Source organism: Ulvibacterium sp. (genome assembly GCF_028285715.1).
Lineage (GTDB): Bacteria > Bacteroidota > Bacteroidia > Flavobacteriales > Flavobacteriaceae > Ulvibacterium.
In genome coordinates, this window is the sequence record NZ_JANQOO010000020.1 from 365,703 (window position 1) to 382,317 (window position 16,615).

At 46.0% G+C, this 16,615-nt stretch carries 2 protein-coding genes; both read right to left on the reverse strand.

The features are described from left to right. Window positions 1-3: 3 nt before the first annotated feature. On the reverse strand, window positions 4-14,505 hold the full coding sequence (locus tag Q0993_RS13060) for a T9SS type B sorting domain-containing protein (protein WP_299533646.1): 14,502 nt from the start codon (window positions 14,503-14,505) through the stop codon (window positions 4-6). Further along, window positions 14,505-16,613, reverse strand: a complete 2,109-nt coding sequence (locus tag Q0993_RS13065; RefSeq protein WP_299533648.1) for a type IX secretion system membrane protein PorP/SprF — start codon at window positions 16,611-16,613, stop codon at window positions 14,505-14,507. The genes Q0993_RS13060 and Q0993_RS13065 overlap by 1 nt, the downstream gene beginning before the upstream one ends. Window positions 16,614-16,615: the final 2 nt, after the last annotated feature.

A 16,615-nucleotide genomic window follows, 5' to 3' on the forward strand; every position in this document is an offset into this window, starting at 1 on the left:
AGATTATCTATATAAGGTAAAATGTCCAATAAACTCCCTGTCGTCACTCTCCCCGCGGAGTTTTATAACATACCAGTAATCCCCGGTTGGGAGCTCACTTTGCTGATAAATTCCATCCCATGGATCATCATTAAGGCCCATTCTGTATACCTCTCTACCATAACGATCAAATATGATGGTTAGTATCTGTGGGAAGGCCTCTTGGTTCCTTGGGGTCCAGAAATCATTAAGGCCGTCTCCATCCGGTGTAAAAAAGTTGGGGATTTCAATATCTATGAATTCCATAAAGATATCCGCAACGGCCTCACATCCATTTTCATCTACAACGGTAACGGTATAGGTATCCGTTCTGTTGATGTAAAAGGTATTGTCCGTTCCATTATCCACGTCGCCAAAGTAGAATGTATAATTCTCGAGTCCACCGTCGGCAAGGGCCGTTATTTCGTTGATGTTGTTCTGTTCCAGGGCCAAGGTCAATGGTTCAAAACCTTCTATTTCGAAATCTATGGTACGTAGGCAACCGTTTGCATGGGCTATGGCAATATAATGGCTTCCAGGGGCGATATCCCTAAAATCTGGGTTTAATTGCATATCTAGGGGATCTGTGGAATCCATGGCATATAAAATGTCTCCTAGTACGGAAGAGTCTTCCAACGTGATGTTCACATAATTGTTGGGCGTGTCTCCGGTACATTCATAAACAGGCTCTACAGCAGCGTTTAGGTTGGCGCCTGCGTCAACCGTAATAGAGACGTTGGCTTCACAACCATTGGCATCACGTACAAATACAATGTAGCCTCCGGCCGCCAATCCTGTAATTGAGGATTGATCTGAGGTGAAATTGACTTCACTGCTCAACCGAGAACTATACGGGGCCGTACCACCTTGAATGGTCAAATCAATAATTCCATTCATATCGCCTGCACAGACTTCTGGGGTAGCTACAGCGGTGACCTCCAATAAAGTGGGCTCGGATATGGTGTATTCCAACTGTTCAAAACATCCATTTTGATCTTGGGCGATAACCGTATAAGTGCCTGGTGCCAAATCAGCGAAGGTGTTTACGGTATCAAATTGATTCAGATTAGGTGAAATGGCATATTGATATCCACCGGCACCACCCGAAAGGGTTACCGTAATGGTACCGTCATCTTCTCCAAAACAGCTTACATCTACCACGCTCTCAGTATAAGTAAGAGGTGTAGGTTCGGTTATATTTACTTGTTGAGGCTCTGCAGTACAATCACCGCTGGTCACATTTACCCAATAGGTGCCCACACCTAATCCGGTGAATTCACCATCAGGTCTGGGCCCATCAATGCGATCGGCAAGATTTAAGGCTGTTCCATTATAATTGCTGTACAGCTCATACCTATAATTGCCCAAACCACCGTCCGCATCTGCATAAATGCTCGCTGTGCTTTCTCCATTACAGTTGATATATGCTGCACTTTGGTCAAGTATCAAGGTCAATGGAATTATTGGGTCTTCCTCAATTTCGTTGGAGGCTACGGAAACACAACCGTTTACGGCATCCCGAACGTAGTACTGATACGTTCCGGCACCGAAAACACCACTTTGGGGTAGATTTATACTGTTTCCAGCCATTGGGATGAAAGTGACATTGTCCGCGCTGTATTCATAGGTGCCACCACCTCCGGTTGCCGAAAGTTCAAATTCTACGCCTGTGATACAGGTCAAAGGATCGGTTCTAACTAAGAATGCCTCTACCTCTACGGGGTTAATGATTTCAACAATGGACGTTTCAACACTACAGCCCACATCATCGGTAACGGTAACACTATAAAATCCTGCGGAAAGTCCACCAAAAGTTTGGGATGCCTGCGCGGAAGAAGTCTGCAAAAGGTTGCTTCCCGCCAAATCATCATATCGGTTTAATCGGTATTCATATACCGGAGTTACATTCCTCACATTGACCAAGGCTGTAACACTGGCCGTATTTTCATTAAAACAAGTCAATGGGGTGTTTGCTATGGTAGCCACGATATCGTCTGGTCTTATTAAGGTAATGGCATCAGTATATAAACAGCTCATAGTGTCCGCAATCGATACGCTAAAAGTACCTGCTGCCAAGCCTGGGAAAATGTAAGCTTCTACTCCGGTTTGGGTAAATGTCTGCGATGGGGAGGTAATGGTAATGGTATAAGGACCTATTCCCCCTTCCGGATCCACCAGGATGCTCCCGTGGTCATTTGAACAGGACACACTAGTCTCTTCGGTTATGGTAGCCGTAATCGGTGCATCAGGGGCCGTGATGGTTATCCTATTGGAGTCTTCCACGCAGAACGGGGCCTCCGTTTCCGTAATACGGATATAGTAAACACCTTCAGGAAGATTTGATATAGGAGCCAATGGTACAGCCCCATTTCCACTTCCGGCGAACCCTGCAACAGGGTTATCATTCACGTCATATACTTGATAGTCATAATTACCAGTGTAATTATTGATGGCAACGGCAAAACTTCCGTCATCGACACCATTGTTCAAGCATTCCTCATCGGTCAATTTGGTGGCAATGACCTCGATGATATCCGGATCTTCAATGGTATGTACGGTTTCCAGCGCACAACCCGTATCCAAATTGGTTATGGAAACACTATAATTGCCAACGCCAAGACCTGTAAAGGTTTCAGGATTGTTGGTAGAAGCAATCGTATGATTGTACACTACATTGATTCCGGTTACGGTGTATTCAAAATTGGGGGTCGCTGTACCCGGATTTACCGTAACGCCAACTTCAATCTGGGCATCATCCCCGGGATTACAAGTCACATCAACTGTAGTATTCACCACGGGATTACTTATACCTTCGAATGGCAGGATGGTAGCCGTTGTAGTTCCTAAACAACCGTTCTCATCATAAACATTGATGTCATAGTTTCCTCCCGCAAGATCGGTCTCGGTATAGGTGGTGTTGGTGCCATCTTGAACAACACTTCCATTACGGACAAACTCAAAACGCACAAAGTTGGTAGTGCCACCAGTGGCACCGACGAATGTTAAGGTGGCGTGGTCAGTGTTATTGCCTGTGGTACAGCCATAGGGTACAGGAACAATAGCATTCACGACTATGGCATCCGGTTGGGTAATCGACTGATTTACGCTGGCAGAACAATCGTTGGCTGCGGTAGCCGTGATGGTATAATCGTTACCTCCGCTAGTACCTTGCAGGCCTGTAAAAATTGCCGTGAAGTTGGTATTTGTTGTTGGGTTTATCGGGGTGCCCAAGGGCGCTCCGTTCAATGCGGTAATTTGGAAAACATAGGGACCCACACCGTTATCGACAACACTTACCGAGATAGTTCCGTCATCGGCGCCGTTACAGGTTACATTTGTAAAGGTGTCAATAACAGGCAGTGGAAGAACAGGGTCTTCCAACCGTTGGGTTATCGTAGTACTACAGGCATGGCCCACGGTTTGATCGGTAATGGTAAACGTATAGTCGCCCGTTTGGTTCAATCCCGTGAAAACACCTGTTGTATTATTGTCCGTAGTGAATCCATCCGGATAGGTTACATCGTAATCAAAATTACCTGAACCTCCAGTTTGCGTTATCGTAATTTCACCTTCGGGAGATACGGAACAATCCCTGGTCTTTACAATGGTCGCTTGGGGAACTATAGGTGCAAACAATACTACAGGAGTTGTCGTAAAGGTACATGTCCATTGGTCGGTTACCTGAACTTGATAGCTTCCGGCATCCAAACCAGAGAATACCCGAGTGTTTTGTAGGGTTCCGGTAGGCGTCCCGTTTTTAATCAGTTGGTAGGTATAATTGCTCCCTTGACCGTTTGCGACACTGACTATTTCAATTTCTCCTTCGAAGTCTGTACAGTTAGGCTGATTGATTTGTAAGGATGCACTAATTGGTGTTGGATCCGCCAGCACAATGCTATTCTGCACACGTTGTGGGCAGCTGTTTGCATCGAGTACCCAAGCTTCATATGTACCTGGAGGAAGGTTTTCAAATCGGCGATTAACTCCATAGTCACCGGCGCCCGTCGGAGCCGAAGTACCCACATAATAGCTATAACCACCCCATCCGCCGAGGACATCAATAATTTCGATAACGCCATCGTTGCCTACGCAAGTAATTGGGGTTACGTCAGTGTTTGCCGTAATTGTTGCACTAGGTCCGGCGATAGTGAAGAACTCGTTGCCCACACAGTTGGGATCGGCTGTTTGAGTGATTTCTACACGATATTCACCCGCACCTATATTAAACGGAGTCGTAGGCCCTGCATTGAGCGAGGTTCCATTTGCACCAGCAATGATAGTATCATCCGCCAAGGTAGACGTACCCTGGGAGTCATAAATTTGCCAAGTAAAACCTCCCATATATGGATTTACGGGGTCATTCACCGTGAAGCTTACGGAACCGTCAGTTCCAAAACAAATGACATCTACTGTGGTTGGAACAATTTCAAAGTTGTTTGGATCTTCTATTTCAAAAGCAGTCTGTACAAAGCATCCCGTATCCGTGTTGGTCACGGTAGCTGCGTAATTGCCCACACCTAATGCCGTAAACACGTTCGTGGGCTGGTTAAGCACACTGTAGGCGTTATCTGTACCAACTACTGAATACTCCAAATTTGGGGTAGCGGCCAATGGATTTAAGGTAATACCCAAAGTAACTTCGGCGTCATTCCCAGGATTACAAGTGATGTTTTGGGTGATATTAGCAATCGGATTGGAGATTTCAACAAAAGGTGCAATTGTGGCCGTGGTACTTCCAACACACCCATTATCATCATAGACATTGATGATATAGGAACCTCCATTGATATCGGTTTCCACATAGGAGGTGTTTGTTCCGTCCTGCACAACAACGTCGTCTCCAGTACCTACTGTGCCCTGATTGTTGATAAACTCATACCTGACATAAGAGGTAGATCCGCCATTTACCGCATTGATGCTTATACTGGCATTATTCGGATTGTTACCGGAGGTACAGGCAAATTCTACAACCGGATTCAATGTAATGCTAATCGGAGCAGGCTCGCCTATGATGATTCCAGAAATATCGAAGGTACAATTGTTCGTACCTGTTCCGGTTACGGTATAGGTGCCATCCGGAAGATTTTCAAAGGTTTGGGTAGCGGCGTTGAAACTTCCCGCCACTGGAGCAATAGTGTATGTCAATGGATTGATGCCATTAGGGGTTTCGGTAAGTGTGATGGTTCCATCCGAAGCACCATTACAGGAAACATCGGTATGCGTTTCTGTAAAGGCAGGTATCACCGCAGGCTCAACGGTTATTGGGAAAACCCTGCTACATTCCGGACCGGAAGTATTATTATCATAAATCGTAATCACATAATCTTCGGGCGCTGTAGTATTGAATACAAAAGGATTGCTCGGTAAGACGGCCCTGGCTACCACGGTTCCCCCACTATCCGTTATTTGGTAATCGTAACTTCCGGATCCAGAGGTAACATCAATCGTGATCTGTGCATCTGGTGTACCTGTACAATCCAGAAGCTTGCTGAGGTCAACATCGGCCTCCAATACGGGATGTACGTCAATAGTATCCGTATCCGTACAACCATTACTATCTATGATAGCCACATTGTAGGTCCCGGGGGTCACATTAGTGAAAACACCGCCGTTACTTATATAAGATGTGCCTCCATCTATGGAATAGAGGTATGGAGCGGTTCCACCACTTGCACTTATAGATACCGAAAATGGAATAGTACAATTCGAAGTAGCTATGCCGGTTATACTTGGGTTTTGTGATATATTCATTGAAACGGTGCCCAAGGCATTTGAACAACCATATTGATCGGTCACACTTACATCCACATTAAACGGAGTAGCTGTTGCGTCTACCAAATTGGAGATAGGCACCTCCACAGGATTATCCGTGGTTATGATGTCCGACACAAAATTGGTACTGGTCAAGGTATAAGTGTAGGTTCCTCCTCCTCCGAAAACGGACTGGATTTCGACCAAACCGGGATTCGCGCAGGTAATGTGGGTCAATACATTTGGAGTTCCCGTTATGGGGTCCAATTCTTCCACAAGAACATTCTCGCTGCCAATCACACAATTATTGGGAGCAGGACCGGTAATTTCCACAAAGTATTCTCCAGGGGCCAGAATTGCCGTACTCGGCGCGGCAAATGAGTCCCCGGTAGTAAAGGCAGGAACGCTACCTGTGGCAATGGAAGTGTGCGCTGGAGTTCCTACAAGGAACAACTCCCAATTAAAACTACCACCAAGTTCTCCTGGAGTGGTTTCTGTGACCGTAAAAGTTATTTGGCCGTTTGTCTGCCCATCACAAGTTGGTGTTACGGCGGCATCTATTTGAACGGGAGGCGGAGCCTCTACATTGACGTTTACACTACTCTGGCGGACACACGCCGGAGGACCGGACGAATCGCGCACATAAAAAACATAGGTCCTTCCAGGCACAAGCCCCGTCCACGTATACCTTCCATGACCTGCTGGAACCGGATTATTGGAAGTGTCCAATGTGCCCCCGGGTTGCCATACCGCTGTAGTCGGGTCAAAGTTTGCCGGGTCTTCGGAATAGGCGTACTCATATCCCGGCAAACCGGCAGTACCTTGTACGGCTACCTCCAAAGTGTTACAGTCTATTACTATGGGTATTACATTGATGTCCAAATCATCCAACGGATAAGGAATGATAAATGGAGGCAAATCAGTTTGGCATACGGTATTTGATGAGCCATCAATCGTTCGAAGCGATGGAAATACGGTGTCTCCGGGATTAAATCCTGTAATCTGATCTGATGTTCCGGGAACGGAATTATCAGCTGGCCATGATGTTCCGCCATCGGCACTAAACTGGATGGTTCCCAAGGTGGTCGGATAGCCGCTAAACTCAATTCCAAAATCATTGATGTTTCCCGTACAATTTCCAGGAACAATGCCCTGAACGGTTGCCGTTAGTTCATCGGGATTGTTTATGGAGATTGGCGTATCGGCGACCAGACATCCGTTAGCATCGGTTACATTAATGGTATAGTCTCCCGGAGCCAGATTAAAATAGGTCTGGTTTGTGGTAACCACATTGGTATCGGTTTGATTGGAAGCACCCCCATTGTCCAAATCGATGATTTCAATAGTATAAGGGCCTTCTCCAGAGGTTATAGAAACGGCTATTGAACCGGTTCCGTCATAACAATCTGGATCAGTTGGCGTTGCTGTGAAGGTCAGTGGAACTGCAGGATCGACGGTCACAGTTTCCAGAAATTCACAATGCGGATTGGCAGCATTGTTGTCCCAAACGTAGACATCGTACATGCCATCATTTCCTGTAGTAACCGTATAGGTATTGCCTGGCCCAAAATCTCCCGAGGTAACGGGGGTTCCATTGGAAACGAATGCATAGACCAAGTTGCCATCACCTCCCGATGCATTTACGGTAATGCTTCCATTCGCGCAGGAGCTAATATCCACAACATCAACAGTAGCGGTTATTGCTGGATTTATGGTCAGATTTTGAGGCGTACCGATACATCCGTAAGCATCCCTGACATTAATGGTATACGAGCCGTTGGTTAAATTTTCAAACAGATGGGTAGTTGCATTTACCGATGGAGGTGCGACCCAAGGTCCGCCATTGATGCTTAACTCATAGTTGCCGTTTCCAGCTGTAATATCTACCTGAATCGAAGCATTGTTATCCCCTAAATAGCAAGGCGTGGGTGTAAGATTGAATGTAACGGCAGTAGTGCCGACGACCGTTAGTGCCGTATTAATGGCATCCTCACAATTGTTGATATCCCTTGCCCGGACGATATAATCGCCTGCGGCAAGACCTGAAAATACGGTATTGGCACCGTTTGTTGCGAAATCATAGCTGCCAATTACTGTTCCAGTGTTATCTTCCAATTGGTACACATAGGTAGGCGTTCCGCCTGAAGCACTGGCGGTAATGGTGGCCCCTCCGTTATCACATGTAAGGGGCTCCGTAATGCTTGCGGAAGCTGTGATTTGGGTCGGTTCCGTCAAAGTTTGGTTCAAGGTAACAGAACAACCCGCAATTGGATTGTCCACATCGCGAACTACAATAGTATAGGCCTGTGCGGAGAGTCCGGTAATCTGCTCATCCGTGGTAAAGGGACCTACAAAAGCCCCTCCGTTCAAATTATATTCGTATCCTCCGGCACCGAAATTGTTGGCCGAAATTGTAATCGTACCCGAACCATCCAGATTACAATCCAGATTATCAAATGCAATAACCGAGGCTTCAAAAGCGTTCCCATTTGCCACGATTACCGACGTATCAACCGAGCAACTGCTACCATAATCAACAGTAATGGTATGACTGCCTACCGCTACATTGTTAAACACGTTACTTCCTGCACCCGTTTGTCCCGGTAAGACCCCATTAAGAATATAAGTGTACGAGGCATCGAACGGGGTTACGGTTATATTTCCGCTACCATCGCAGTTATAGCTTATTGAAGTGCTTAATACGGGCTCTGTGGGCAATGGATTGATTGTAACATCCGGAAGTGTAATTTCGCAAGAGATGGCATTGGCGTCCCGAACACGTATACTGTATGTGCCATCGGTCAAATCGATAAAGGTATGGCCACCGGTTGTTGTTGTGGTCCAGGCCCCTCCATTAATACTGTATTGGTAATCTCCTGAACCACCAGAGGTAGCCGTAACATTTCCCACGGTAATCTGACCCAATTGGGCACAGGTATAGTTTTGTGTTACTGTAGCTTCCCCTGTAAGCTGAGTAGGTTCCGTTACTACCGTATTATTTATGGGTGTCTCACAACCATTGGCATCACGAACACGAACGGGATAGGTTCCTGCGGCTAAATTTGGGAAACTACTGCCGGGCACATAGGTGGTGCCGCCATCAATGCTATAGGTGAAAGGAGCACTTCCCCCTGAATTTACTACAATGGAAATAGCACCATCCGTTCCGCCAAAACAGCTTACGGCCGTTGGGGTGGCAGTAATATTTAGGGCCGGATCTTGTACAACGGTCAAGGGGTGCATGGCCGTACAATATCCTGGATTACCATTATTATCCCTTACGTAAATATCATAGGCTCCTGCTGCGGTGACCGTCACAGTATTTGCGGGACCAAAATCACCATCGGCAACAACTGTTCCATTGGTAACGACAGCATAGACGAAATTAGTATCCCCACCACTCGCGGAGATGGTTATGTCGGTGTCGGTACCACAGGCCGTAATGTTCGGGGCCGATGCGGTAACTGTTAGTTGTGGGTCTATGGTAATGCTTTGTTGTACCCCGACACAACCAAAACCGTCTTGTACATCTACGGTATATGTGCCGTTGGCCAAGTTTTGAAAAGTATAGGTGGTTGCTGTTGTTGGTGATGGTGTCAACCACGGTCCACTATTGATACTAAATTGATAGTTGCCGTTTCCATCGGTTACATCTACTTGGATAGTGGCATCATTACTTCCAGAATAACAGGCTGTGGGAGTAAGATTAAATACCACATTGTTAGTAGGAGCAACGGTTAGCGCAGTATCAATAGCATCCTCACAGTTATTGGCATCCCGTGCACGGACAATGTAATCGCCCGCGGCAAGACCCGAAAAGACAGTATTGGTTGTGTTTGTGGCAAAATCAAAGCCGCCCACAACCACTCCACCGGTATCTTCCAACTGGTACACATAATTAGGAGTTCCACCAGAAGCACTGGCCGTGATGGTAGCCCCACCGTTTGTACAGGTCAGGACAGTTGTAATGCTGGCATTGGCAACAACAGAACTGGGTTCTGTAATGGTCTCCTCCACAAAGGTGGTACAGGTCGTTTCATCCGCCTTTCTAATATCTATGCGATGTGTGCCAACTCCGAAAATTGCCCCTGTAGTTACCGGAGAGGTAGTTGAGTTGATCCAATTTGTGCCGCCATCTACGGAATAATCGAATCCTGCAGTACCGTCAAAATTCTCTACTTCAAAGGTTATGGTTCCATCGGACAGCCCATTACAACTGGCATTGACCGATGCGGTTACATTGGCGGCAAAAATGTTGCCGGCGACAACTGTAACCGGAGTCTCCACGAATTGCGAGCAAACTTCCGGAATCTGGAAAATTTCAATATCGTCCAACGCGAAATCATTCCCTCCATTGCCCGAAATTTCCGACCGGATTACGAATTCTAAAGAGGTATTTGCTCCGGGGTTCAAGTCTACCGTACGAAATCTCCAGTCTGTATTGCCTGTATTCTTGGAAATCGTCCCTGTCCTTATGGATTGTACAACGTTTCCTGTCCCTACTTCCCGTATTTCAATGGTAAGATCGGGATCAAGGCCGGAAGTTCCCTGTCTCAGAAGATTCATGATGTACAATGAGACGGTTAAGTCGCGATTTGGAACAATATCATTGATTTCCTTGGAATAAATAATTTGGGTCGGTGTGGGCGTACCCACATTCATTACCAAATACCTTCCTTGGCTTGCCCGGGTCCCCGTGGTATGGTCAATTGGGCTTACCCACGTCCCAAAGGGAGCTACAACATCGCTGGTTACCGAATACTCAAAATCATTAATATTGCTATTGGCATCTCCTGGAGGATTGTTGGTTTGATCCTCATAGTTGTAGCCATTTGTGTTGGGACTTGGAATTGTTGCTCCTGCTCCAAAATCTTCACTTAGTAACAGACTAGGTGTTGGTGGGGTCTGGGAGGTATAAATTGTCCTTACTGTGTATGTTCCTGGGCCGATATTGGGAAAAACATTGCTCGTAGGCGGCGTGTTCGGAACGCCATCCAATTCATAGGTATAATCGTAGGTAGCGATATCTGGTGTGGCGGTAATGTTTCCGGTACCGTTACAGTTATAGTCCACCGCAGGGGTCAAGGTGACCACTGGGGGCATTGGCTCATTGTCGACAGTAACTGCCATGGGGAAAGTACAATTATTGGCATCCCTAACAATGACCGTATAGTTTCCTGGCGGCAAAACCGCAATACTTGTGGCTCCATAGTTGGCACCACCGTCAAAACTATATTGATATGGAGCGGTACCCCCTGTAACATTGGTCACACGGACTTCAGCACCATTAGGGTCGCACGTGGCATCCCGGGAGACTCCCGCTGAGGCGGATAACGGAAAAGGTTCATTGATGGTATGCGTAAAGGTTACCTCACACCCTGAATCATCTTGAACCACTACATCATAGTTTCCTACAGGAAGGTTCACGAATGAAGCTGTGGTCACAAAATTTGTTCCTCCATCGATACTGTATTGATAAGGGGGTATTCCATTTACCGCTACAATATTGATTTCACCATCACTACCCCCTCCACAGGAAACATCTATAGGCGCGGGTACAGAGGCAGTCATTGTGCCGTTGTCATTTATAGTGACCGGATTGGATATGGCAGAACAATTGTTGGCATCGATGATTATGAATTCGTAGGTTCCATCTTCATTGGGGATGTATTCATCCGTTCCGTCGCCATCGTCATCGCGCCATCCAAAGTAAAAAGTGGAGCCTACCTGGTAGGCATCCGCAGGAATGGATGCGATATCCGCATACCGATCCACCCCATCCTTGCTCCAAATGGCATACAGGAAGTCCGGGTTTCCTTGTCCTCCGGTACGGGTTAATTCTATGGTACCTGCCGTACACCCGATATCCGCCGTAGTCAGAGCTGAGAGTGTGGGGTCTGGGATTCTACCCACGGTTACATTTTGGGTATCGGAACAACCATCATCCGTAGAAGTTTCTATGATATAATCTCCGGGGTTTACGGTAAAGGTATGCGTATTATCCGGTTGTGCAGTCTCATCGTCAATAAAGGTCCCGTCCGACCTTCTTAGCACGTAACTGTAATTAGGCAGAACGTTAAGTACGTCTATCTTTATGGTGCCCTGATCGTTGCAATTTGCCGGCGTTGTCTCAATATCCACGGTAAAATTACGATCAAGAATCCCTATTGGCGGTGTGCTGAAAATACAAGCTCCCGGAATCGGGTCGCCCGCGGTATCCAATTGTACCACTTCTACCCTATAGGAACCATTCTGACCGGAAGTGAAGTCAAAACTCCCTGTGGTGTTTGTCCCAAAAGGAACTAGAATGGCACTATTGGCGTGGTCTATCAATTGGTAGCCGTAGTTGTTCCCTAAATTTGTAATAGTGATATTCCCATCCGTGGCACAGACAATATCACTGCTATTGTACTGAATATCCAGATTGTTCTGGAACACGTCAAAGTAAAAGCGACTAAAACAACCGTTTTGATAATTAATGACCAAGCGATATTTTCCTTCGGCGTTTGCCGTGAAGTTATTGCCCGTGGCCACTTGATTCCAAGTACAAGTGAGGTTCTTATTGGCACAATCGTCAGGTGCGGCGGCACAGCTTCCTTCGTCCAACTGCTCCCATATTAGACTTTGGGCGTCTGTTATGTTTATCTGAATAAGCTGGGAGTCGTTGGAGCCGCATAGGAAAATTTTTGGCAATATGTCCCCATCAATACTACATTGTACAATTTCGCCCTGTACATCATTGGTAGGGTCGGCATCGTTATTGAGAGCATTGAAGTAATCTACTATGGGATTGGTCTGAGTAGTTCCAAATCGCTCTACCGTAATTATTTCCTTAAATCCCTTACAAGGGTCGGCCACCTGTTTGTCAACGATGTAGGTGCCAATATCATCAACCAAAAAGGTACTGGGATCATTGTCTGGATCGCCGTCGTTCAATACCGTGTCCGTGGGATCCAACTGGCCATTTCCATTGTCATCCCGTACCCATATATAGGCATCAAAACCATCTCCGGCATCCAATACTACGTCCGCCCCACAAAGTTCAACGGTTCGGGTAAAATTACAATCGGAAAGATCATCCAATAAAAAGTTAGTGGCCCCAGGGGTTACAAAGCCACAATTATCAAAATCGGAAACACTGGGATCATCCGTAATAATTGCGCTATTGATATCACCGCGATAAGTGGAATAACCTAAGTTTTCAATAAGGTCTGTACAGGCATCTACAAAATCAAAACAGTTTTCTGCCACCGTAACGCGTAAACGAATGGTATACACAGGATCCCCAATTTCCACAAGGTTATCGGGAATGTTGAAGGTTACCGCGTTAGTGGCAACATCATGGGAGTGTGTAACTCCGGGAGCCCCACTTAGGTCAACACTGACGAAAGTAGTATTTACAGGGAGTACGTCCCGTATGGTATATCCGGTGGCGTCATCGTTTCCCAGGTTTCTGAACGATAATACGTAATCCAGGGTCTGTCCCAGATTTACGCCCATACCTGTGATATCGTTACCTCCAATGTCCTCTACCCTTTTTTCCAAAACGATGTTCGGCTCAATAATTTCGACGGAAAATGTGGCCAAAAATGCACCATAACCATCCCCTGTGGAGGTGAATCGCAAAGTGGCGCCAGATTCATCGTTGGGTAGCACAGATTCATTGGGATTGTTCAGGTTAAAAAGATCTAAGTCCGTTCCCAAGGTATTTGTCCCGTACGGTGTTCTTGTAGGAACTTCGAGACCGTTTGTGGTTATGGTAGAATTGAAAAAGTTGTTGGCGGGATTTAAACCTGTGGACAAATTGGTAAATGCGCCAACGGAATTGGCACGTATGAAAAATCGATCATTCCGAATACCTCTATCTCCTTCAAGGCTACCTACACCAATACGGGCCCTGACGGGGAAGGGTGCGGGCAAGGTCCTAAAACCGTTTACGGCTACATCTACGTTGCCCACTGAGCCCGACAGTCCGGCATAACCATCAAAAGTAGAAATGAACTTTCCGGATTCATTGGGGTTTTCATAAATAACGACCATGACCCAGCCGGCTGAACTGGAACCGTTTCTTCGTCCTTTGGTGGCCCGGACATTGGCAACGGTATATTCCCCATTGGGATTGGTGTTGGAACGCACTAAATCCGTTACATTCTTATAACAAATGTAGGGTGAATCCTTAAAAGAATTGTTGATATTGGTGTAGTCGTATCCATCAAAGATGATGTCATCTTCCTGCCCTACGGGATCGGCCGCGGTATCTGCGGTCAAATCAACGTATGTGCCGCCTGGTATTTGGAATTTGATGTTAAACCAATCCTCTATTCTCGGGGTTCCGTTAAAGGGTTGGCTACTATCGCTTCGCTCATTGGGGTAAGTGGCGGCCCAATACAAACCCGCGTACCGTACTTGGGAACATGAGGGATCGGCAATGTTCAACTCCGCACTACTGGAGCTAAAGGTCGAAGGATCGCTATCAATATCAATATACTCCATCCAAAGGGAGTTGTTGTTCGCCGAACCATTATATGGGGTATTGGCTTCGCTCGGATTGGCTTCCGATGCCCGGTTAAGAATATTGTTGCCCACAAAAATGATATCCCCGCGGATTTCAATGTTTCCCCCATCCAATCTGGGGGAAAAAGGAACAGCCTCTTGAGCACTCGAGTAAAAAAGAGCACCTAAGAAGAAGTAATAAAATGGTAGAATTTTCTTCTTTAAAGAGAATTTTTGGTTCATTAAGTAATTAGGTTTGGTGTTACGCGCATGATCCACATTTTGTCGTCATATGCGTCATTTAGTTTGGAATAGTAAGATATTAGGGCATTGTTCCAGGATTCATGTCGTTTTAAGTATACGTACCTCCAGTTATTTTCAGGGTTGATAAAATAGCTGGCGCTCAATCCATAGGAATTTAGAAGTTTAACAAACCGATTGGCATTTTTCGGATTGGCAAACACGTTGGCTATGAGGTAATAGCCTGCACCTATGCCCTTGGATCTAAGGGTTTTGGGGGAAGTTTCGTTGGCGGCTAGGTTATCCCTTACCACCACATTTTTTTGAAGGACATCCGTTCCATATCGGGATGATTTTTCCTTGATCTTATTTACGTTTTCTGCATATGCTTCATTGGAGTATCGATTGTCCACGTTCATAATCCACATGGCTTGATCGTAATTCCCGTTCAAGCTGCTTTCATACGCCGCGACCGCCTGATCCCATGTATCGTATCGTTTTAGAAACACATATTTAAGCCCATTATTAGGATTGTCTATATAATCAGGCTCAAGCCCTTGTTTTTGAAGCCTGTCCATAAATTTTTCCATATAGGCGGTGCCCTTATAAACGTTGGCAACTACGTAATACCCATCCGAAACACCATCAAGATTGTTGAACTTTCTACTTTTCACGGGTTCCTTGCTTCCCACGGCCGAACTCTTGGTTTGAGTTTTACTTGTGCGATCGGTAAGCGGCTTATCCTGTGCGGCTCTGGTGGCCAAAGCATCTTTTTTTGATGGATTGTTCAAGGTTGTTGAAGCAATGGCTTGCTGTGTTTCCCGAGTATTTGTGCTATTCGGTATATTTTGACCGTTCCCGGTATTTTGGGCTAGGCTGGTAGGTTTGTCCCGGCCCGTTAGGAAGAGTTCCTCTGCCCTTTTTTCCAAATCTGGCCGCTCCCCTTTCGTTTCATTGCGGACCATACGCATGACCATTTCAAAACGGCGCTCCAAATCTTTCTGCCGATTGGCCTCCAAAGAGTCCTGGCGGAACATCAACTCCTCGATGATGGCATCGTTCTCGGCAAGCTTTCTTTTAAGCTCATCGATTTCATCATTGGAAGCAACGGCATTCTCTGTTTGTGGGTCAAAATTTTCCACAAGTTCATTCCCATTGTCTTCGAGCATTACACGGTCTTCTGTCAGGTTCGGGGTAAAAGAGTACGCAAACGAGATTTCATGGGTCAACCCCAGGTTATCGAAATCCGTGGTCAGTCCCTTTTCCATAGTATATCCTAGGGATAATCGTCGGTTTAAGTTGAAACCGATACCCGCAGACGCCCCATAAAAGCTATCATAACCTCCTTGCAGCCACCCGATTCTTGGCAAATCCAGAATTAGACTACCCCCAAAGGTCAGATCTTCCCCATCTACCAAACGTGTGCGCGCCAAAGGCATTAGCCTTCCATTTTCGAAAAGCCCGTCGCCATTTTCAAACTCATGGGTATATTGTAGATGTCCTGAAAATGTCTTTTCATTAAATTCTGTGATAGAAGAATTGGTTTTAAGATTATAGTCAAAAAGGTTTTCGGCAAAAGCACCGATATCAAACTGCCCAAAAGAGATATTGAATCCCGGCTGAAATGACAATAGGCTCTCGTTCTGGAAACCGTTAAGAAATGGATCATCTTCAACGGTGGAAGTTCTATTCCGATTAAGACCACTATTGTAATAGGCCACATTGGCGCCAAAAGTAAAGTTGCTTTTATCACTCAACTTTACCCCATAGGCATAATTGGCCAAGACACCAACATTATCTATAGGCCCTACCCTCTGGGAGTATAGGCTTAAACCCAAACCGGTACGATCGCTGATCCGACCACTATAACTCAGAAAGTAATTTTGGAGGTTATCATCAAACTGTACCGATTGGTTTCGATGTAATAGATTAATGTATGATTTATCCTCCCGAACCGTGGAAAAGGTTGGGTTGATCAAAAATCGATTAAAGCGCAAAAGGTTTTGGGAAGGTACCTCGTACGTAAGTACTGGGTTTTCTTCCTGCGCGCTGATTTTTGTTAACGCCATCAAGACAATAAAGAATGATACAAGTAATCTATTAATTCTCATTT

Bases quoted from the DNA above. Each gene is read 5' to 3' on its own strand.
- Q0993_RS13060 (WP_299533646.1), bottom strand. From the start codon at position 14,505: ATGAACCAAAAATTCTCTTTAAAGAAGAAAATTCTACCATTTTATTAC.
- Q0993_RS13065 (WP_299533648.1), bottom strand. From the start codon at position 16,613: ATGAGAATTAATAGATTACTTGTATCATTCTTTATTGTCTTGATGGCG.